This window comes from Amycolatopsis camponoti, assembly GCF_902497555.1.
Classification (GTDB): domain Bacteria; phylum Actinomycetota; class Actinomycetes; order Mycobacteriales; family Pseudonocardiaceae; genus Amycolatopsis; species Amycolatopsis camponoti.
On sequence record NZ_CABVGP010000001.1, the window covers coordinates 3000083 to 3020966 of the forward strand.

The 20884-nt window shown below is 72.1% G+C and carries 18 protein-coding genes; 6 read left to right on the forward strand and 12 right to left on the reverse strand.

What is annotated here, in order from left to right:
- Positions 1-158 precede the first annotated feature (158 nt).
- Complete coding sequence (locus AA23TX_RS14215; RefSeq protein WP_155542997.1) at positions 159-581, forward strand: STAS domain-containing protein; 423 nt, start codon at positions 159-161, stop codon at positions 579-581.
- Positions 582-608: 27 nt separating this feature from the next.
- On the opposite strand, the gene AA23TX_RS14220 is transcribed toward AA23TX_RS14215, so the two are convergent.
- Positions 609-1514 carry an NAD-dependent epimerase/dehydratase family protein gene (locus tag AA23TX_RS14220; protein ID WP_155542998.1) on the reverse strand — a complete coding sequence of 302 codons (906 nt, stop codon included), beginning with the start codon at positions 1512-1514 and terminating at the stop codon, positions 609-611.
- A gap of 123 nt (positions 1515-1637) precedes the next feature.
- Between AA23TX_RS14220 and AA23TX_RS14225 the strand changes: the two genes are divergently transcribed.
- Positions 1638-2312: a TetR/AcrR family transcriptional regulator gene (locus tag AA23TX_RS14225; RefSeq protein WP_196425316.1), complete on the forward strand. Its 675-nt coding sequence runs from the start codon at positions 1638-1640 to the stop codon at positions 2310-2312.
- A gap of 25 nt (positions 2313-2337) precedes the next feature.
- On the opposite strand, the gene AA23TX_RS14230 is transcribed toward AA23TX_RS14225, so the two are convergent.
- Both AA23TX_RS14230 and AA23TX_RS14235 read right to left on the reverse strand, forming a co-directional pair.
- Positions 2338-3255 carry a sensor histidine kinase gene (locus tag AA23TX_RS14230; protein WP_155543000.1) on the reverse strand — a complete coding sequence of 306 codons (918 nt, stop codon included), beginning with the start codon at positions 3253-3255 and terminating at the stop codon, positions 2338-2340.
- Between the two features lie 48 nt (positions 3256-3303).
- A complete protein-coding gene (locus AA23TX_RS14235) occupies positions 3304-4587 on the reverse strand; it encodes a low temperature requirement protein A (protein WP_196425317.1) in 1284 nt (427 codons plus the stop codon).
- 463 nt (positions 4588-5050) lie between these two features.
- On the opposite strand from AA23TX_RS14235, the gene AA23TX_RS14240 reads away from it, so the two are divergent.
- The 4 genes from AA23TX_RS14240 to AA23TX_RS14255 are packed head-to-tail and all read left to right on the forward strand — an operon-like array spanning position 5051 to position 9903.
- On the forward strand, positions 5051-8206 hold the full coding sequence (locus tag AA23TX_RS14240) for an ATP-binding protein (RefSeq protein WP_230862484.1): 3156 nt from the start codon (positions 5051-5053) through the stop codon (positions 8204-8206).
- A complete protein-coding gene (locus tag AA23TX_RS14245; protein WP_155543001.1) occupies positions 8203-8712 on the forward strand; it encodes a roadblock/LC7 domain-containing protein in 510 nt (169 codons plus the stop codon). Before AA23TX_RS14240 ends, AA23TX_RS14245 begins: the two co-directional genes overlap by 4 nt.
- Positions 8709-9101, forward strand: a complete 393-nt coding sequence (locus tag AA23TX_RS14250) for a DUF742 domain-containing protein (RefSeq protein ID WP_155543002.1) — start codon at positions 8709-8711, stop codon at positions 9099-9101. The genes AA23TX_RS14245 and AA23TX_RS14250 overlap by 4 nt, the downstream gene beginning before the upstream one ends.
- 13 nt (positions 9102-9114) lie before the next feature.
- Positions 9115-9903, forward strand: coding sequence for an MHYT domain-containing protein (locus AA23TX_RS14255; protein WP_155543003.1), 789 nt, complete (start codon positions 9115-9117; stop codon positions 9901-9903).
- Here AA23TX_RS14255 and AA23TX_RS14260 read toward each other — a convergent pair.
- The 9 genes from AA23TX_RS14260 to AA23TX_RS14300 form a co-directional block, all read right to left on the reverse strand.
- Positions 9893-10279: an ester cyclase gene (locus tag AA23TX_RS14260; protein ID WP_155543004.1), complete on the reverse strand. Its 387-nt coding sequence runs from the start codon at positions 10277-10279 to the stop codon at positions 9893-9895. The genes AA23TX_RS14255 and AA23TX_RS14260 overlap by 11 nt on opposite strands.
- 100 nt (positions 10280-10379) lie before the next feature.
- Complete coding sequence (locus AA23TX_RS14265; RefSeq protein ID WP_155543005.1) at positions 10380-12770, reverse strand: DUF7617 domain-containing protein; 2391 nt, start codon at positions 12768-12770, stop codon at positions 10380-10382.
- Positions 12771-13044: 274 nt separating this feature from the next.
- Positions 13045-13956, reverse strand: a complete 912-nt coding sequence (locus tag AA23TX_RS14270; RefSeq protein WP_155543006.1) for an aminoglycoside phosphotransferase family protein — start codon at positions 13954-13956, stop codon at positions 13045-13047.
- A 3-nt stretch (positions 13957-13959) separates the two neighbouring features.
- Entirely contained in the window at positions 13960-14658 is a 699-nt protein-coding gene (locus AA23TX_RS14275) for a GntR family transcriptional regulator (RefSeq protein ID WP_155543007.1), read from the reverse strand.
- A 95-nt stretch (positions 14659-14753) separates the two neighbouring features.
- The gene (locus AA23TX_RS14280) at positions 14754-16277 is read right to left on the reverse strand and encodes a beta-N-acetylhexosaminidase (RefSeq protein WP_155543008.1); all 1524 of its coding nucleotides are present in this window, start codon (positions 16275-16277) and stop codon (positions 14754-14756) included.
- Positions 16277-17095, reverse strand: a complete 819-nt coding sequence (locus AA23TX_RS14285; RefSeq protein WP_155543009.1) for a carbohydrate ABC transporter permease — start codon at positions 17093-17095, stop codon at positions 16277-16279. Before AA23TX_RS14285 ends, AA23TX_RS14280 begins: the two co-directional genes overlap by 1 nt.
- Positions 17092-18033, reverse strand: a complete 942-nt coding sequence (locus AA23TX_RS14290; RefSeq protein WP_230862485.1) for a carbohydrate ABC transporter permease — start codon at positions 18031-18033, stop codon at positions 17092-17094. Before AA23TX_RS14290 ends, AA23TX_RS14285 begins: the two co-directional genes overlap by 4 nt.
- A gap of 71 nt (positions 18034-18104) precedes the next feature.
- Positions 18105-19385: an extracellular solute-binding protein gene (locus AA23TX_RS14295; RefSeq protein ID WP_196425318.1), complete on the reverse strand. Its 1281-nt coding sequence runs from the start codon at positions 19383-19385 to the stop codon at positions 18105-18107.
- A gap of 161 nt (positions 19386-19546) precedes the next feature.
- The gene (locus tag AA23TX_RS14300) at positions 19547-20719 is read right to left on the reverse strand and encodes a carbohydrate-binding protein (RefSeq protein WP_155543010.1); all 1173 of its coding nucleotides are present in this window, start codon (positions 20717-20719) and stop codon (positions 19547-19549) included.
- Positions 20720-20884 lie beyond the last annotated feature (165 nt).

A 20884-nucleotide genomic window follows, 5' to 3' on the forward strand; every position in this document is an offset into this window, starting at 1 on the left:
ACGGCCGGTTCGGCCGTTGGCGGGGTTGCGCCGTTTGGATCAAGTACTAGGCTGTAAAGGTGCGGTTCAGGAGCAGCCGCCCCTCCCTCGACTTACGGCGTCCGAGCGGGCAGTGGACACCGCTCGGCACGCCATCCGCGACTGAAGGCGTACTGAAGATGTTAGTCGTGCAGCACCCCGCGACGGCGATCCCGGTGGCGGCGCCGTCCCCCCTCATCGAGCGAAGCCCGTTCGACATCCAGGTGATCCGGCCGTACTTCGGCGCCGTCATGGTCCGGATCCGCGGCGCGCTCGGCGAGGACAGCGCCGCCGAGCTCGCCTCGGTCCTGAGCACGTGGGCGCACCGGAAGTTCCCGGTCCTGGTGCTCGACCTGTCCGAGGTCGACTTCCTGGACTCGGCCGGGCTTTCGGTGCTCGCCGGCATCCACGTCCGGACGGTCCGCGAGAGCACCACCCTCCGGATCGTCACCGGCGACAACCGCGTCGTGCGCCGGGCACTGGCCGGGAGCGGCCTCGACCACGCGCTGAACCTGAGCCGGCTGCCGTCGGGCTGGGAGCGGGCGACGGAGATCCCGAACTAGCGGGCCTTCCGGTACCCGGCGGCGCGCTCAGTTCTTGATCGTCTCCAGCAAGGCGTCGTCGGTGGGCGTCGGCTCGATGCCGAACGCCGCCGTCGCCGCCGAGGAATCCAGGACGAACGGCGCCCGCAGCTGGTACTGGACCTCCACCATCTCCCGCGCCGCCGGGGTGAAGAGCCCGGCCAGGCGCAGGGCGGCGGCGGGCATCGTCGTGAGGCGGGCCGCCGGTGCGCCCGCCAGCTCCGCCGCCCGGGTCGCCAGCGACCGCAGTGACCTCGCCGGTGCGGTCGGTGCGTGCCACGGCCTGCCCCACGCCCGCTCGTCGGCGGCGACGGCGATCAGGGTGCGGGCCACGTCGCCGACGTAGGTCCAGCTGTGCGGGGCGTCGAGGTCGGCCGGGGCCGACGCGCGCTTGCCCGCCAGGATCTTGGGCAGCACCAAGGCCGTGAACGCCGACAGCGTGCCCGCGCCGAGGTAGTCGGACCCGCGGACCTCGGCCGTGCGGATCCGCCCGGCTTCGTGCGCCGCGAGCGCGTCGGCCCAGAGCTTGGCCCGCACCGCGCCCTTCTTCGAGTTCGGCCGCGCCGGCAGCCGCTCGGTCATCGGGCCGTCGACGGCGCCGTACGCGTAAAGGTTGCCGGTCGTGACGAGCACCGCGCCGCTGCTTTCGGCCGCGTGCAGGAGGGCGGCGCCGAGTGGCGGCCAGTCGGTGGCCCAGCGGTGGTACGCCGGGCCCGCGCAGCAGTACAACGCGGTCGCGCCGGCCGTGTGCCGCGCGAGGGTGGCGGTGTCGGAGGCGTCCGCGGCGACGAGCTGGACGCCGTCGGGGCCTTGTCCCCGGCGGCTGAGCAGACGGACTTCTTCGCCGCGTCCGGCGAGCAGGCGCGCGGTGGCCGTGCCGACCGGACCGGCGCCGACGATGACGTGCAGAGCCATGGAAACCCCCAGTGGAGAACACTGTTCTCGGACAAGAACACCGTACTGCCCGCTCCAGGGCTGCGTCAAGAACAGTGTTCTCGTGAGAGTCCGGGTGTTCTCGCGATGTGCGACACTGAGGCCGTGTCCGCCTCGTCGCTGCGCGCCCGGGTCCGCTCGGAGATGCACCAGGAGATCAAGGAAGCCGCCCGCCGTCGCCTCGCCACGGAGGGCGCGAACCTGTCCCTGCGCGCCGTCGCGCGCGACATGGACATCGTCGCTTCGGCGCTGTACCGGTACTTCCCGAGCCGTGACGCCCTGCTGACGGCGTTGATCATCGACGCGTACGAGGCGCTCGGCGCGGCGGCGGCCGAGGCGGAAGCGGCGGTCCCGCGCGAGGACCTGCGCGGCCGGTGGCTCGCGTCGTGCCACGCGGTGCGGTCCTGGGCGCTGGCGCACCCGGCCGAGTACGGCCTGCTGTACGGCAACCCCGTGCCCGGGTACGCCGCGCCGCCGGAGACCGTGGGGCCGGCGTCGAAGGTGATCCTGCTGCTCGCGGCCATCGTCGGCGAGGCTCCGGACGTCCCGGCCGGGCCGCCGCTGCCCGGGCCGGTCCGCGAGGACCTGCGCCGCCTGATCGAGGAGCAGGGCGGCGGCCTGTCCGAAGAGCGGCTGGACCGGGCGCTGCTCGCGTGGACGCACCTGTTCGGCCAGGTCAACTTCGAGGTCTTCCACCGCCTCGACGACATGGTCCAGGCGCGCGCCGAGTACTTCGGGCACCACCTGGCCCTGCTGGCCGACCTCGCCGGCCTGCCCTGATCGGCGTGCCCGGACGGCCGGCTCGTCAGGTGCGGAAGTACGCGCGGAACGTCGTGCCGTGGTCGCCGGTGTGCAACCGGACCAGGTCGGCGAGGTAGTTGACGAGCAGCAGCCCGCGGCCGCGGTGCTGCTCCGGCGTCGCGGGCCGGCGGCCGGCGAGCGGGTCGGCCAGCGTGCCGCGGTCGTGGACTTCGCAGACGAACTCGCCGTCTTCGGTCCACAGCCGGACGGTGCCGGTGCCGCCGCCGTGTTCGACGCAGTTCGCGAGCAGCTCCGTGACGACCACCTCGACGTCGGCGGCCTGGTCGGCGCTCAGCCCGCCCGCGGCCGCGTGGGTGTGGGCCAGCGCCCGGGCCGCGGCGAGATCCGTCGTGTCCGCCAGCTCCGCCACGCGTTCGGGCGCCGGCGGAAGCGGCCGGTTGTACCGCGCCACGACGTCGTCGGGGGCGTACGCGGTGCTGGGACGCCGGCCCGCGCTGTCGATCAGCACCGGGTGGGTGGCCTCGGCGTCGGCGAGCGCGGCCGCCTCCAGGCTCGAAACGTCGTACGGGCAGAGGATCGTCACGTCCCGGCCGGTGAAGGCGTGGTTGATGAGCGCTTCGTGCTGCACGCACGCCGGGTACTCGACGTCCGACCGCCCGGCCCAGATCGGTTCGCCGATGATCCGCACCGGACCGCCGGGGTGAGCGTCGGCGAAGGCCCGCAGCACGCGGGGGATGATCCGCCCGGGATTGCGGCCGGCGTCGGTCATGTCCAGCAGACGGACCTTTTCGGCGTCCGTGCCCAGCTCACGCCGCAGCAGCTCGAGGTTGCGCCCCGGCACGGCGACGGCGACCGGTTCGCCGGCGGCGAGCCCGTGCCCCACGAACGGCACGGTGCCGGCCAGGAACTCGGCGTCGTCCCGGTAGAACAGCGCCGGGTGCGCGAAAGGGTCCGCGCTCACATCGCCTCCTTGGACCGAGGGCGCCTCCAGTATGCGCGGCGCGTCCCGTCAGCTCTCGGACGGGCGTGTCCGGCGCCGCCGTTCCTCTTCGATGCCGCGCAGGAACGCCACCGGGTCGTCGCCCAGGCCGTCGAGCGTGCGGTGGCGGATGCCCGCCGCCACCACCGTGGTGAGCACGGCCCATACCGCGATCACCGAGATCACCGCCGGTGCCGGCAGCACCCGGCTCAGGAACGCGAGGCACACCGTGGCCGCCAGTGCCGCGATCCGGGCCACGCTCGCGTACCAGCGCGGGCGGCCGGGCACCGAGAAGACCCGGGTGCCGGCCAGGTACATCGTCAGGCCCACCGTGGTGAACCACGCCGCGGCCTGGGGCGGGGACTCGTGCAGCGACAGGTTCACCCCCGCCGCGATGAGCAGCAGCGCGAAGGCCGGGAAGAAGTGCCCGACCGCGTACAGCGAATACGCGAGCGAGGGGTTGCCGCCGGAAAGGTCGAGCAGCCGCTCGTAGATCCGCGCGGCCGAGGAGAAGTACAGCCACCACAGCGCGCCCGCCATCACCAGGCCGGCGATCAGCGAAGCCCAGTACGTGACGTCGTCGGCCGGCCGTTCCAGTGCCGCGGTGCCGACCGTGATCACCAGCTCGCCGAGCAGCAGGATCATGAACAGGCCGAAGCGCTCGGCGAGGTGCGCCGAGTCGACCGCCAGGTTCGGGTCGCGCGGCGATTTCAGCAGCACCCGCCACTGCGCCGCCGGCGAGGGCCGCTCCCGGGACTCGCCGCGGTGACGCCGTCCGCGGCGGTCGCCGAGCAGCAGGAACCCCGCCTCCCCCAGCAGCGCGAACACCCACAGCGCCCACGTGTGCGGGACGACCGCCGAAACGCCGAACAGGGCTGCCGACACCAGGTAGCCCCAGCTGATCCGGCTCTGGTCGAGGCCGGGCCGCGCCGGCCACCGGTGCGCGGCCGCCAGGATCAGGCGCACCCCGGCCATGGCCGCCGCGAAGACCGCGGGATGCCCGTCGAACGCGTGGTGCGCCTGCGTCGCGGCGATCCCGCAGGGGATGGTGCCCGCGAGCACGAACAGCCGGTCGGCGGCGCGGCTGTCGTCGCCGCGGCGGTTGTAGAGCACGGCGAAGCCGATCCACGTCCACCACAGCGTCGCGAACAGGCCGAGCGCCGTGGCGGCGCGCATCCAGTGCGGGTCCGCGACGATGCCGTGCGCCACCTGGCCCACCGCGAAGACGAAAACCAGGTCGAAGTACAGCTCGACCCACCCGACCCGCTTGCCGTGGGCCGGGCCGCCGCCGGTGTCAACGTCCACTTCGGTCACGACGGCGATTCTGCCGGGTCCGGCGGTCACGCTCCCACCCGGGCGTCGGGGGAATTAATAACACACCATTCGAACAATGGCGGGATTCGCCACTGGATTCGTCGTGGTGGCTCTTGTGGGTAATTCTGCCGCCAGTGTGCCGAAGTCGGTTGTTTACGTCGTGTCAGGCCCCGGAGCTGGGCGAACAGCGTTGTACGGTGTACAAGCTGCGACCGTCGGGACACAATGCGTGAACCGCGGAAGGAATTCATTACCCGCGTTCGGAAACGCCGGTCCTTAGGGTTGACAAGGATGGCGCGCGTGAGGTTCTCTGCTGGTCGGCTCGATCAACGTCACGTCTTCCCCCGGTCCGGGAGCCGGGGTTTCCGGACCACTCAGGACGTCGGTGGTCGGCCCTGGGGCCCCCGTCCTGTCCGAGTTCGACGTCAGCCGTCCGCGCGGCTGGGAATCGAGCGGTTCCACCATGCACGAAAGCAGATCCACGCTCCGCCGCTCGGCGGACACCGCGTGGTCCCCGGCGCACTGGAGCGTCCGCACCAAGATCAGCGTCGTCCTGCTGTTGCCCGTGCTCGTCGCGGTGGCGCTCGCGGAGATCCGGATCCAGAGCGAGCTCGACCGCGCGACCGCGCTCAGCGCGGCGCGCGACCGGCTGCCGGTGCTGCGGGACACGATCGACCTGACCGCGTCCCTGGGCCAGGAGATGGTCGCGGCCGTGGCGGTGCCGGCGGGAGCGCCGGACACGCTGACCGCCGCCGTCGACGCGAAGGTGGCCGCGGTCCAGCGCGACATCGGCTTCTCGCCTCTGGCCGCGGACACCGGCCGGGCGTTGAACACCGCGCTGGGCAAGCTCTCGGGCATCCGCGCGGCCGGCGTCGGCGGCGGCGACGTCCGCACGAAAGCCGCCGGCTACAACGACATCATCGCCACCCTCGGCGACCTCGTGCCCACGTTCGCCCCGGCCGACGCCGGCAGCGAAACCGCCTCCGGCGCGGAGACCGCCCGGCTGATCGTGCACCTGCGGGGCGAGCTGGCCACCGAGGAGACCTACGCGCGGGCGGCGCAGAACAGCCCGGGCGACGCTTCGCTGCGCCCGGCCGTCGTACAGACCGCCGCCGAGCAGGAGGTGCTCGCCGAGCAGGTCGAGCACCAGCTCTCAGGCGACCAGCTGAACCGCTTCAAGGCGGCGACGAGCTCCGCCGAAGGCCGGAGCGACACCCTGCAGGAATCCGGCACGGGCGGGGACGTGGGGCTCGCGTCGTTCGCCCCCTCGATCGCCGCCGAGACCACCGGGGTGACGGCGGTGCTGACCGACGTCGTGGCGAAGCTGAGCTCCGACGTCTCGGCCGCGGCCGACCGCGCCCGGTCGGACTCCCTGCGTGACACCGCGCTGGTCCTCGGAGCGCTGCTCGGCGCGCTCGCGATCGCCCTGCTGGTGGTGCGTTCGCTCGTCACGCCGGTGCGCCGGCTGCGCGCGGCCGCCCTGCGCGCGGCGAACGAACAGCTCCCGGAGACCGTCCGGCAGGTCCGCGAAGGCCACGACGTCGACTGGCGCGCGGTGCCCGACTCCGGCGTCAAGACCGAGGAGGAGATCGGGCAGCTGGCCCGCGCCTTCGACGACATGCACCGCCAGGCGGTCCGGCTGGCCGTCGAGCAGGCCGAGCTGCGCAAGCAGGTCAGCGAGATGTTCATGACGCTGTCGCGGCGGAGCCAGTCGCTGGTCGAGCAGCAGCTGTCGATCATCGAAGACCTCGAGTCGGGGGAGCAGAACCCGCGCCGGCTCGACGAGCTGTTCCGCATCGACCACATCGCGACCCGGCTGCGCCGCAACGGCGAGAACCTGCACGTCCTGGCGGGCGGGCGGCCCGTCCGCCACGGCCGCGAACCGGTGCCGACGCGCGAGCTGCTGCGCGCCGCGACGTCGGAGGTCAAGGACTACCGGCGGGTGGCGATGGGCAACGCGCCGCGCAGCTCGGTGCAACCCGAAGCGGCCGCGGACGTCGTGCACATCCTCGCCGAGCTGCTGGAGAACGCGACGCGCTTCTCCCCGCCGGAGCACAAGGTCGCGCTGACGGCCGACCGCGGTGCCGACGGCGGGCTGCTCATCGAGGTCGTCGACCAGGGTCTCGGGATGACGCCGGCGGAGCTCACGACGGTGAACGAACGGCTCGCGGCGGCAGGGACCGTCGGCCCGGAGACGACCCGCCGGATGGGGTTGTTCGTGGTCGGCAGGCTCGCGGCGCTGCACGGCGTGACGGTACGGCTGCGCGCGACCGGAACGGGTGCGCGGCACGCGGGGGTGACGGCGAGCGTGCACGTCCCGGGGGCGCTGGTGATCGCCGACCTGGCCCGCCCGATCGGGGCCGGCCGGCTCACGACGGCCGGCGCCGGGACGGGCGGCCGCAACGGCCACCCCCGGCCGCCGGTGGTGCCGGCGCAGGCGTCGACGCCGATCTTCGAGCAGGTCGTGACGAGCTGGTTCGTCGAGCCGGCCGCGAAGCCGCTGTCCAGGCGGGACGCGCCGGTGGAGTGGCCGGCCCAGGCGGACGGCACCGCGGCGGCGTGGCCGCCCGCGGCGCCGAACGGCCGGGCTGCCAGGCCTGGGGCGCCGGCGGATCCGGCGGCGCTCCAGGCCGACCCGGCGGAAGGCTCGCCGGTGGAGTGGCCGCCCCCGGCCGGCCGGGGGACCTGGCCGGGATCGGACGCGGATGGTCGCAACGGGGCTGGTCCGGGAGTGCGGGGGAGCCGGCCCGGGTTCGGCGGGGACCGGACTGCTCAGGCCGGGCGCGATGAGGCGGCTTCGGAGTCGCCGAGCCGGAACGGGACTTCCGCGGCACACCTGGCCTCCTCGGCGGATGCGGCCGGTCATCCGGAAGGTGCGGCGGATCGGGTCGACTCGGCGGGCTGGAACGGGACTTCGTCGGGTGATCCGGCCGGTCGTCCGGAAGGTGCGGCGGATCGCCTCGATCCGGCGGGGCGGAACAGGATTTCCTCGGGAGGTCCGGCCGGTCGTTCGGAAGGTGCGGCGGATCAGGTCGACTCGGCGGGCTGGAACGGGACTTCGTCGGGTGATCCGGCCGGTCGTCCGGAAGGTGCGGCGGATCAGGTCGATTCGGGGCGCAACGGGACTTCGTCGGGTGATCCGGCCGGTCGTCCGGAGTTCGCGGCGGATCACCTCGACCCGGCGGGCCGGAACGGAACCACGGCGGCGCACCGGGCCGAACCCGCCGCGCGGCAGGCCGAAGCGGCCGATGGTGCGGCACCGGGGCCGGACTGGCCCGCCTCGGCCGGAAAGCCCGTGGCCCGCCCTGAACCGGCCGCCGCGCCGGTGGGGGAGTGGGAGACCCCGGCCGACCGCACGCGCCAAGCCGCCGAAAGCGCTCTCAAGCCCGCGGTCGCGCAGCGGCTCACCGATGCCGGCCTGCCGACGAGGCGGCCCGGCGCCCAGCTCGCCCCCGGCGCGGTCGCCCCGCGCGTGCGTGAGCAGAGCGGCGGGTCGTTCCGCGACGCCGCCGCCGTTCGCAGCAGTCTCTCCCGGCACTACCAGGGGATGCGCGCGGCCCGGCAGGAGTCCGCGGCCCGCGCCGAAGAATCCGGAAAGGACGAAGTGGATCCGCGATGACGGAACTTCCCGACGTGCAGCCCCGGCGCTCCGGCGCCGACCCGGCCGCCCGGTCCCTCAGCGGAACTCTGGGCTTCCCGGGTCCCGCCGCGCCGCCCGAACGGACGGCGACGCTGAACTGGCTGGTCAACGGGTTCGTCCAGGACGTCTCCGGGGTCGCGCACGCCGTGCTGGTCTCCGCCGACGGCCTGCTCGTGGCCGCCGACGAAGCCCTGCCCCGCGAGCGCGCCGACCAGCTGGCCGCGATCGCGGCCGGGCTGTCCAGCCTGTCGCTGGGCACCGCCGAACTGTTCACCGCCGGCCGGGTGGTGCAGTCGGTGATCGAGATGGAGCAGGGGTTCCTGCTGCTGATGAGCGTGGGCGACGGGTCCAACCTCGTCGTGCTCGCCTCGACCGGCTGCGACATCGGGCTGGTCGGCTACGAGATGACGATGCTGGTCGAGCGAGTGGGGCAGAAAGTCGACGTGCCCGCGCGCGAGATACCGGTGGCCCAGGACCGCCGGTGATCGACGAGCCGCCGCCCGGGCCGTACGGGGAGGAGCCGCGGCGCAGCGCGTCGCTGGCCCGCCCGTACGCCTGGACGGAAGGCCGGACGGCGCCGACGGTCGAGATCGCCGTCGAAGCGCTGGTCGAGACCACGGCGGCGGGCCGGGCCGAAGCGGCGTACCTGACGTCGAGCGCGCTGGCCGAAGTCACCGAGATCTGCGCCCGGCCGCGGTCGCTGATGGAGATCGCCGCGCTGCTGTCGCTGCCGCTCGGCGTGGTCCGCGTGCTCGTGTCGGACCTGATGCAGGACAACCTGGTGATCGTCCGCGACACGCTGTCGGACACGTCCACCTGGGACGAGCGCCACGACCTGATGGAACGCGTGCTGCACGGGCTGCGCGACCTCTAGAGAGGACCTTGCGATGGAGCATTTCGCGCTCGGGCACTGGCTGCTGGTGCTCGCGTACCTGACGTCGGTGGTGGGCTGCGCCCTCGGGCTGGCGTGCGCGGTCCAGGCCCGCCACGCCGCGAATCCCCGGCACCGCATGCGGTGGCTGGTGCTGGCGGCGATCTCGATCGGCGGCGTCGGCATCTGGCTGATGCACTTCGTGGCGATGCTCGGGTTCAGCACCCCGGGCATGCCGGTCCGCTACGACGTCTTCCGCACGGTGCTGTCGGCGATCCTGTCGGTGTCGGCGGTGTTCGCCGGCCTCGTGGTGGTGGGCGGCCGCGCGAAGTTCGGCTGGTGGCGCCTCGCCCTCGGCGGCGTGATCACGGGCCTGGCGGTGAACGTCATGCACTACACGGGAATGTCGGCCCTGCGCGTGAAGGGCGACTTCACCTACGAAGGCGGCCTGGTCGCGCTGTCGGTGGTGATCGCGGTGGTGGCGGCGACGGCGGCCCTGTGGTTCGCGGTGTTCCTGGACCGGCTGTCCCTGCGCCTGCTGGCGGGGTTCGTGATGGGCGCGGCGGTGACGGGCATGCACTACACGGGCATGGCTGCGGTCCGGATGAACATGGACATGAACGCGGCGGACCCGGCGGGCGTGGAGGTGTTCTCGTTCCTGTTCCCGGTGTTCGTGCTGGCGGCGATCGCGATGGCGGTGCCGCTGTGCGCGGTGCTGATGGCACCGGCGATCACGCCCTCGGCCACTGCGGCTTCCGCGGCTTCTGCTTCGCTCTCGGAGAAGGAAGAAACCGTCACGGTGTGAGCTGGTCGCGGATGGCGTCGGTGTCGACGACGGACTGGATTTCGGCGATCTTGCCGTCTTCGTAGCGGTAGAAGACGTGCTCGACGAAGGAAACGGTCCGGCCAGCGGTCGGCAGCCCCCGGAAGTCCTCGGCGGGGGTGCAGTCGAAGCGGATGCGGCACCCGACCCGATCGCCTTGGACGACGAGCGTTTCGATCGCGTAGTGCAGGTCGGGGATCTCGTGCGCGTCGCGCTTCAGCAGTGCCTGGAAGTCGACGATGGTCAGGGTCCGGCCGTTGTGGACGACGGGGTCGTGCGCGTGGTCCGAGAGGTCGGCGAAGCGTCGTTCGTTCAGGCAGGTGAGGTACGCGCGGTACCGCTGCTCGAGATCCGCCATGGGTTCCACTCCGAACTTTCCCGGTCATGAACTGCCGCCGGGGACCAGTGTGGCAAACGGCCCGCGGGGAACCACCCCGCGGGCCGCTCACCTCACCTCCCTACAGGATGCACAGCAGCGAACACGCCTTCGCCGACGACCATCCCGTGTGCGACGGCGGCGTCCCCGGGGGAACGTTCGCCGGCACGTAACTCACCTTGGCCTGGTTCGTGATCGGGAACAGGCTCAGCAGCGCGTAGGTCGAGCAGTACACCTGCTTCGACGTCCCCGCCGCCAGCGTGAACGGGCCCGTCTGGCACGACGGCTCCACGCTGTCCACCACCTGCGCCGACGTGATCCCGACCGGACCCTCGTTCGTCACCGTGATCCGCCAGTACGCCGTCGCGTTGAGCAGGCCCAGGAGACCCACCCCCGCCTGCTTCGCCCACGGTCCGGTCCCGCCCGGACCGCACTTCGTGGCCGAAGCGGACGTGCAGATCTCCTTCTCCACCTTGACCTTCGGCGTGCACGACGCGCCCGGCGCCACCGGCAGCGTCACCGTGTTCGACGTGAACGACCCCGTGGAGTCGGTGCCCGTCGCGGTGTTCGCCACCGACGCGACCGCGCAGTCCGCCGCGATCGTCGTGCGGAAGCACAGCTGCGGCGCGTCGCCCGCGTAGTCGACCACCAGGCGGCCGCTGAAGCCGGTTCCGTTGTGCAGCACCAGGGTCGTCGTCACCGTGATCGACGGGTGCGCCGCCACCGGGACGCCCGTCAGGTCGACCGAGCCGTCCGGGGCGAAGCCCGGGGTCGGCACCGTCGCGCCGCCCTGGTCCACCACCGTCACCCGGGACGCGGCGAAGTCGACGTTCGCCGGGTCGACGCCCGTCAGCCGCGCTGCCGTGTAACCCTGGACGTGCGAGCCGCCGTCGCAGTAGAAGTCGCCCGGCTTCAGCGTGACCTGGCCACCGGACCGGACGCACGGCGTCGCCCCCGTCGCCGGGTCCATCGAGAACAGCACGCCCGCGTCGCCGAGGCCGATCAGGCAGCCCGACGGCGGGTCGTAGGTGTACCCGTAGTCCCGGGTGGCCCCGCCGTTCACCGTCGGGTGCGTGATCAGCGCAGGCAGGCCCGCGCACGCCGCCCCCGTCGTCCAGTCGTGGCACAGCGCCGCGCCCGCGTAGCCGCCGTTCCAGATCGGGAGGTAGCTGCGCACGTGCCCGCTCGGATCGGTGACGACCTCCGCGGGGAACATGTAGACCCCACCCGGCAGCGCGGCCGCGCCCGGGGGTGCCGTCAGTGCCGAACCGTCGAGCGCGTAGCACGTCGTGACGTTCGTGCCGCCGGTCGTCGACGCGCACGCGCCCGCCGGGGCACCACTCGTGTCGAACGCGGTGTAGTCGTTGTAGTTGTAGTTGCCCGCCGGTCCGGTCGGGCGCGAGGACGCCCAGTTCGCGCACGCCGCGGCCGTCGCCGGGTCGAAGCAGCCCAGCGACGGCTGTTGCGAGGTGCCCGGGCTCGACGTCGACGCGAACACCTTGCCGCCCACCACGGTCACCGCGCCGTAGACGTACGGCTGGTTGGCCGCCGGCACGATCGGCGCGTACGGCTGGCCGCCGCAGGCGCTCTGCGTGGCCATCGTCCAGCACACCACGGCGCCGGAGCTGACGATGCCGTACAGGTTGCCGCCGGTCGCCACGAAGCCGCCGATGCTGCTCACCGCCGGCGACCCGCCGGTGGGGGACAGCGCCCAGTACCCGCAGTTGGCCGAAGCGGCCATGTCGAGGCAGCCGACGCCGACCGACGCGGCCGTGACGGCGGGGTAGTAGACCTTCGCGGGCGAAACCGGGTCGTGCACGTACTGCTCGACCATCGTGCTGGCGATGTCCCCGGCCCCCAGGGTGCCGAGCGGTCCGCTCGCGGTGTTGAGCACCTTCGGCCACGGGCCGCCCGGGCAGCGCTGCCCGGTGGCGAGGTCGGTGCAGACGACCTTCGGCGACGTCGCGCCGAGGTGGTGGTAGATGTTCCAGGCCTGCAGGACGCCGCCCGGGGTGCGGTAGAGGACGGGTGAGAAGCCGTCGCCGCCGGTCGCGGTCGTCACCGCCTGCACGGGCGGGGTGAGCGCGGCGGACAACGACGTCGCGTCGGGCCCGGCATCCGGGTTGCTCGCCCGCACGGCGGTGACGCCGGACGCGGGTTCGGTGCCGGTGAAGGTGCTGCCGTCGGTGGACCACGACGGCGTCCACCCCGGCGGCGCGTGCAGCGAACCGGTCTGGAAGGCCTGGCCCGCGCCGACGGCGTCGGTGATGGTGGCGGCGCCGGACCCGGTGGCCTGGTCGTCGTAGCCGATGACCCAGTTCGCGGTGGCCCCGTGGTCGGCGGGGGAACCGGTGCCCTGCACGGACTTCGTGAGCCCCGAGACGGCGGCCGCTTCGGCGGTCGTGGGCAGCGCGGCGGAGGTGGCCGCGACGAGCACCAGGGGCAGCACTGCTCCCAGCATGCGTCTTCGCATGAATGGTCCTCGATTCTTTCGCAACGGTTGGTTCCAGAAACGGTTTTCTGGCCGAAGGAAAATCCTATGCCGCACCGGGAGTGTGTTGAAGCGTCCTCACCCGGGTGCTGGAAAGGCGAAGCCAACAGCTCAGTTCGTTACCGACGCGAAATGATTTGCAGCTGCTCGGACGACGAGTGTCATGGTCGGTCGTCACCCGGATGCCGTCACGGCGTCACTCTTTCGGGTAACGAGTGGAGGCTAAGAAATCCCGGTTTCCGGTGCGCGTGAAGAATTATTTTCCGGATGCGTATTCGGTGAGGATCCCGCCGAGGACGCGACGCGCGTCGCCGTCGGCCCTTTCCGCGGTCCGGGCGCAGGTGACGAGCGTTTTCCACAGCGCCCACCCGCGCCCGCGCGCCCAGGCCGCCTCGTCGATCGACAGGCGCTCGCGGAACACCCGCCTTCCGTCGGCGGTCAGCAGCGTCCAGGCGATGGCCAGGTCGCACGACGGGTCGCCGACACCACAGGTCCCGAAGTCGATGACCGCGGCCAGCTCCCCGCGGTCGAGGAGGAGGTTCCCGGGTGCGAGGTCACCGTGGAACCACGTGTCCACGCCGTCCCAGTGCGCGTCCAGCGCGGTTTCCCAGATCTCGCGGGCCGGGCCGACGTCGAGGTGGCCGTCCAACGCGGCCAGCGCACGCCGGGCCTGGGCGTCGTAGGTGCGGAGCGTGGCGCCCCGGAACCAGTTGTGCTTTCCCGGCTGCGGGCCGCCGTCGACGTCGAGGCTCCGCAGCGCGGCCAAGAACCCGGCCAGATCGAGCGAAAACCGGACGGAATCGGCGATCCGGTCCTCGCGGGCGGGCGTGCCGTCGAGCCACGCGTAAATCGACCACGGAAACGGGTAGCCCGCGCCAGGACTCCCTTTCGCCAGCGGAACGGGAACGGGCACCGGCAGCCGGGGAGCGAGCGCCGGCAACCACCGTTGTTCCTTTTCGACCGCCAAGGCGTATTCGGCCGCGCTGGGCAGCCGGGCCACCATCGTGTCGCCGAGGTGGAAGGTGAAATTGTCCCAACCGCTCTCGGAAACGGGCCGCACCGGGAGACCGGCCCACCGCGGGAACTGCTCGCCGACCAGCCGGCGCACCTGGTCGGCGTCGACCGTGACGCGCCGGGGCAAGGGACCGAGATCCGGGATGCCGTTCAAGACTCAGCCCGATTCGGCGTCGAAGCGGAGTTTCGACGTGATGCGGTACCGGTCGCCGCGGTACACCGAGCGGGTCAGTTCGACGACCTGCCCGGTGGTGTCGCGGGTCAGCCGCTCGATGTGCAGGATCGGTGCGTACACGGCGATCTCGAGCAGCTCGGCCTGCGCCGGGTTGGTCACCGCCGGCTCGATCGTCTGCACCGCGTCCTGCACCGCGATCCCGAACCGCTCCCGCAGCAGCCGGTAGAAGTTGCCCGACTCCAGGTCCGCGGCGGAAAGGCCCGGGACCAGGAAAGCGGGCAGCGCCAGCTGTTCGATCGCGATCGGCTCGTCGTCGACGTGCCGGACCCGCGTCACGCGCAGGACGGGCGTCCCCGGCTCGCGTTCGAGGTCGGCCGCCAGCGACCGCGGGGCGGGGGAGATCCCGAACGCGACCACCCGGCTCGTCCAGTGCCCTTCCGCGGGCGGCACCGCGAGGCCGGTCGCCAGTTCCTGGGTCACCTTCTGCGGGCTCGTGAACGTCCCGCGCCCGCGCTGGCGCACCAGCAGCCCGGTGCGGGTCAGCTCGTCGATGGCCGCCCGGACGGTCGGGCGGGACACGCCCAGCTCCGCGGCGAGGTCGCGTTCGGAGGCCAGCCCGGTGCCGGGACCGGCGTTCTCGATCACCTTCAGCAGGTGCCGCCGGACGCGGTCGCGCTTCACCGTGGGCGGGCGGTCCGCCGGCTCGCCACCCTCTTTTCGGGGGCTCCGGGTGGCGGAGGCTCCGGCCTCGGGCGAAGCCCCCGATGACACAGCGGTCAAGGCACCGTCTTCCCGGATACGGGGACCGCGCCGGCGAACCGGACGCGGTCCTTGGGCAGGGCGTCCAGGGCACGCAGCCGGGCGAGGTGACCGGTCAGGCGCTCCTGGAAATCAGCATAACGGCGCTCCGGCGGCGACCACGCGCGTTCGGCCAGCGCGCACAGCCGCGGGAACGCGAGGTGCCGCACGTGGTCGGGCGTCGGCGCGTGCTCGGTCCACAGCTGGGCCTGCGTGCCGAGCACCCCGGGCCGGGTCCCGTCGCTGACCGGCAGCCCGCCCTCCAGCGGGTCGAAGCGGTAGACGTCCTGGAGTGTCGTGACGTCCTGACGCGGTGGCTCGCCGGGCTCTTCGCTCTGCCGGTAGTCGAAGTACGTCGACGTGTGCGGCGCCATGACGACCTGGTGGCCGCGGGCCACGGCGAGCGCACCGTGCGCGGCGTCGCGCCAGGCCGTGACGACCATGTCCGGTGGCAGCCGTCCCGCGGCGTGGCCGGTCTCGTCCCAGCAGACGGCCTGCCGGCCGAGGTCCGCCAGCAGAGTGTGCAGTTCGGTCAGGAACCAGGGATGCAGTTCGGCGGTGTCGCGCAACCCGAGGCTCGCCGCCTTTTCCCGCGCTGCCGGGCTCGACGCCCACTGCGTGGTCGGGCACTCGTCGCCGCCGACGTGCAGGTGCCGCGCCGGGAAGACGTCCGCGACCTGCGTGAGCACTTCGCGGCAGAAGGCGAACGCGCCGTCGTGGACGCCGAGGATGTCCGGGCTGATGCCCCACGCCGTCCACACCGGCAGCGTGACGTCCGGCCGGTTGCCCAGGTCGGGGTAGGCGGCCAGCGCCGAGCGCACGTGCCCGGGCAGGTCGATCTCCGGCACGATCCGCACGCCGCGCTCGGCCGCGAAGCCGACGAGGTCGCGCAGCTCGCGCTGGGTGTAGAAGCCGCCGTGCGGGACGCCGTCGTAGACGCCGCTGCCGGCCGCGCCGACCATCGACTCGGTGCGCCACGCGCCGATCTCGGTGAGCCGCGGCCTGCCGTCGATCTCGATCCGCCAGCCCTGGTCGTCGGTGAGGTGCAGGTGCAGCACGTTGTACTTGTGCAGCGCCAGGAGGTCGACGAACTCGCGGAGGAACTCCAGTGGCATGAAGTGCCGGGCGACGTCGAGCAGCACGCCGCGCCAGGGCAGCCGGGGCGTGTCGCGGATGTGCAGGCACGGCAGCCGCGGCGGGCCGTGCAGCGGGACCAGCTGCCGGAGGGTCTGGACGCCGTTGCGCAGGCCCGCCTCGGTCGACGCCGTGAGGAGCGCGTCCGCCGGGGTGACGTCGAGCTCGTAGCCCTCCAGCCCGTGGTGGGCGTCCGGCACGAGGTCGAGGCGGATGGCGGGCCCATGGTGGATCACCGGCCGGGGCAGGTACCCGGCGAGCAGGCGCGCCGGGCGCTCGGCGCCGCGGCCGGCCAGGACGCGCAGGCCGCCGGCGGGCGCGAAGGTACCGGCGCGGCGGGTCAGCCGCGCGGGGCGGGGGATGATCATCAGCCCTTCACCGCGCCCGCGGTCATGCCTTCGACCAGGTGGCGCTGCACGAGCGCGAAGAAGACGACGACCGGGAGCGCGAACAGCGTCGACGCGGCGATCAGGCCGCCGTAGTCGGTGCCGGTGCTCGTGCTGAACGACACCAGCCACACCGGCAGCGTGTAGCCGGAGCTGTCCTTCATGATCACGTACGCGAACAGGAAGTCGTTCCACGCCGTGATGAACGCGAACACGCTGGTCGCGATCAGCCCGGGCAGCACCAGCGGCAGCAGGACCGAGCGCATGACGCGCCCGCGGGTCGCTCCGTCGACCATCGCCGCCTCCTCGAGTTCGACCGGGATCCCGTGCAGGAAGCCGCGCAACGTCCAGATCGTGAACGGCAGCACCAGCGCCACGTACGTCAGGACCAGCCCGAACAGCGTGTCGAGCAGGTGCGCGCTCTTCAGGCCGAGGAACAGCGGGATGACCAGGGCGGGCACCGGCACCATCTGCAGCACCAGCACGCCGATGAGGAAGCTGCGGCGGCCGAAGAACCGGAAGCGCGTCAACGCGGTCGCGGCCAGGAAGGCGACCACGATCGACAGCGCGACGACCGCGACGACGACCACGACGCTGTTGACGAGGTCCTGCACGAACCCGGGCTTGGCGAGCGCGTCGGCGAAGTTGTCGAGCGTGACGTCGATCGGCAGGAACTGGGGCGTGGGCTGGAGGATCTTGCCCGCGGGCTTGAACGCCGTGAGCACCATCCAGTAGACCGGGAAGATCCACACGAGACAGAAGACCGTGGCGATGGTGTTGCGGCCGATCCGGCGCATCACAGGTCCTCCCCGGACCGGACGAGCCGGCGCACGTACACGGCTGTCATGCCGACGAGCAGCAGAACCGAGACGACGGCGATCGCCGCGCCCTGGCCGAAGTTGTTGCCGCTGAAGGCCCTCGTGAACGTCCAGATGCCGAGCGTCGTCGTGCCGCCGTTCGGGCCGCCCTGGGTGAGGATCCAGATCTGGTTGAACACGGTGAAGTCCCAGATCACCGAGAGGATGGTGACCAGCCCGAGGATCGGCTGCAGGAACGGGAAGGTGATGGTGCGGTGCACCCGCCACGGCCGGGCGCCGTCGAGAGCGGCGGCTTCGTAGTAGGAGCGCGGGATCTGCGACAGGCCCGCGTAGAGCGTGAGCGCGACGAACGGCACGGACTGCCACACGACCAGCAGCCAGACGAGCGTGAACGCCGACGCAGGTGACGTCGTCCAGTCGTGCTGGGTGAGGTCGCCGAAGCCGGCCTGGGTGAGCAGCCAGTTGACGACGCCGTAGCCGGGTTGGAAGAGCCACTGCCAGACCAGGGTGGACGCCACGTTCGGCAGTGCCCACGCCGCGATCAGGCAGAGCGTGACGGCCGTGCGCATCCCCTTGCCCAGCCGCTGGAGCAACAGCGCGACGCCGAAGCCGGTGACCAGGGTGCCGAGGACCAGCGCGGCGCAGAACCCGACGCTGCGGGCGAGGACCGGGAGGAGCTGGTCGTCGCCGAGGACGGCGGCGTAGTTGTCCCAGCCCGCGAAGGTCGTGGTGCCGGTGAACAGGGACCGCAGGCCGTACTTCTGCGTCGAGATGACGACCAGGCGCACCAGCGGGTAGCCCAGGACGAGTCCCAATAGGACGGTCGCGGGCAGGAGCAGGCCGTAGGGCAGCAGCGACCGGCGCCGGCGTGGCGTGGCCGGTCTCGGCGGGGCTTCGGGCGGCGCTTTCACCAGCAACACGAGGACTCCTTCGCGGAAAAGGGGCGGGGCGGCCCGGTTGGGGACGGCAGTCGGCCGGGCCACCCCGCCGGTCAGCGGGCGTTCAGCGCCTCGGTCAGGTGCGCGTCGAAGTCCTTGGCGGCGTCGGCGATCGGCCGGCGTCCGGTGGCGATGTCGGCGAAGAAGGTGTTGATCGACTTGTCACTTTCGATGGTCGCCCAGCCGGGCGCGGCCGGGGTCGCGACGCTGGTCTTGGCCGCGGTGGCGAAGGCGGCGTTGACCGGCGGCAGGCTGGGCGTGATCTCGTCGATCAGCTCGGTCGAGATGGGCGTCCAGCCGTCGATGCCGACGATCGCCTGGCGCTGCACGTCGGGGCTCGTCGCGGCCTTGAGGTAGGCCAGCGCGAGGTCCTGGTTGCGGCTCTTGGCCGCGACGACGAGGTCGGACCCGCCGAGGAACACCGGCTGCGTCTTCCCGGCGACGGTGCTGGGGAACGGGAAGGTGCCGAGGTGGTCCTTCAGCTCCGGCTTGTTCTTGACGACGGTGTTGACGCTCGTGTCGAGGATCGCCCCGGCGCCGCCGGCGGAGAAGATCGCGGCCTGGTCGGGCGCCTTGGTGTCGACGTTGCGGGACGCGGCCGAGGAGTAGGTGTTCTGGAAGTCCTTCCAGGCCTGCAAGCCCTTTCGCGCCTCGGGGCTTTCGAGGGCACCGGCCCACTTCCCGTCCTTCTGCGTGGCGAGCTGGCCGCCGGCGTCCCAGACGAACTGCAGCGCGCCGTACCAGTACTTGCCGGGGAAGTGGAAGGCGGAGTAGTCGGCGGCGGGGTGCTTGGCCTTGATCTTGTCGAGGTCCTGGGTGAGTTCCGTGAACGTCTTCGGCGGCGCGGTGATCCCGGCGTCGGCCCAGACCTGCTTGTCGTAGATCACCGCGCGGTTGCCGGCGAACAGCGGGGCGCCGTAGAGGTTTCCGTCCACAGTGGCCGGTCCGGCCAGGCCGGGCAGCCAGGTGGTCTTCCCGGCCAGCTCGTCGCGGTGCGGGGTGAGGTCGGTGAGCGCGCCGTTGGCGGCGAAGAGCGGGACGTTCGTGTTGCCGATCTCGATGACGTCCGGCGTGTTGTCCTGTGCCAGTGCGGTGCTGATCTTGGTGTTGATGTTGTCCCACTCCTGGATCTGCACGGTGACCTTCGCGCCGGTGGCCTTCTCGAACGCGGCGTTGATCGCCGCGGTGGCCTTGTCGGAGAGGTCGCCGTTCATCAGCCAGACGGTCAGCTGCCCACCGCCCTGAGCGGCGGGGGCGGGGGTGTCGGTACCGCAGGCGGCGGTGGCGGTCACGGCGGCGACGGCCAGGGCGGCGGCGAAGGTGCGTCTGCGCACGGGAAACTCCTGGAGTGGGGCGGCGGAAGCAGTGGGGTCGTGAGTGGGAAACAGGGTTAGAACACTGTTTCCCACTCACGAGGTGTCCTGGACGGAAAGGGTGACCGCGGCCCGGGCTGGTCCCTGGAACCCGGGCCGCGGCCAGGTCTGACGATGCGGCGTCAGCAGTGGCCGAGGTCGGCCCACTGGGCGGTGAGGCCGGGCTCGGAGCCCTGGGTCCACCAGTTCGCCTGCCAGAGGTGGGCGTTGTGCTTGACCCGCTGGCCGCCGAGGTACACCGTGCCCCAGTCCCACTCCGCCGCCGTCGAGCAGTTCGCGGGCTGCGAAGGCGTGGTGGGCGTCGTCGGGGTCGTGGGCGTCGTCGGAGTGGTCGGCGTCGTGGGCGGGGTGGTCGTGCACCCGTTCACCGTGTCCACATGGGACGTTCCGGCCGTCCGGTACGAACCCGCGCGGGCCACGGCGTCCGCGGGCGACACCACCTGGTTGCCCGCGTAGTACGTCCAGTCGACCTGCTCGGAGTAGACGCTGGTCCCGCTCGTGTGCCCGGCCGTGTCGATGAACCACATGTTGTAGTTGATCGACATCGGCGTCCGCGGGTACACCGGGTCGCCCTGGGCGTCGGTCGTGTGGTCCGCGGTGAGCACGCCGTCGAGGTAGTACTTCACGTGCCCGCCCGACACCTGCGTCACGATGTCGTGCCAGCCGGCGAAACTGCGGTTCTGCGCGGTGGATGTGCGCAGACCGTCCCACGTCGGGTTGTTCCAGTAGGTGTACCAGCTGGTCTGGTAGTTCGCGGTCGAGCCGCCCCAGCCGCCGTTGGGCAGGTACTCCGAGAAGTCCAGCTCGCTGTAGAGCGGGTCCCGGTCGTACCGCAGCGGCGAGATCGTGAAGTACGTTTCGTTGACGTGGTCGCCGTCGGTGCCGCTGTCCGGCGCGTCGGTGAAGCGGACCCGGCTCGCGTACGTGCCGTCCTTGAACCGCAGCTGGTTCTGGTACATCTCGGAGTGCGTCGTGCCCGCCGCACTGCCGTCGGTGCTGGCGGCGAGCTGGGCGACGCGCTCGCCGTTCACCGTCGGGAAGGTGACGTTGCTGGTGAGCCAGCGCGCGCCGGCCACGCCGGGGCTGCCGACGTCGTTGCGGGTGGTCCAGCCGGCGCCGCCGAACGCGGAGTCGGTGGGGGAGTTGTAGTGGAAGTCGTCGAACAGCACACCGCAGTCGGCGGCCGCCGCGGCCGACGGGCTGGCGGCGGCCCCACCGGAAAGGATCAGGGCCGTCGCCGCCACGGTCGCGACGCTCGTCAGTGCTGCTGTGGTGGTCCGGATTCTGCGGGACATGGGTCTCCTCCTGAGGATGGCCGTCCGCCGGGAGAGCTCCCTGATTGGTCTAGACGAATCAGGTGGCGAGGACTTTCCTCCTGACCATTGGTAATGTCAAGGCTGGCACAGAACTTACCTTTGGTAATTTCCGTGCCCCCGGTTTCGCCGAGTCCGGCCGAGCCT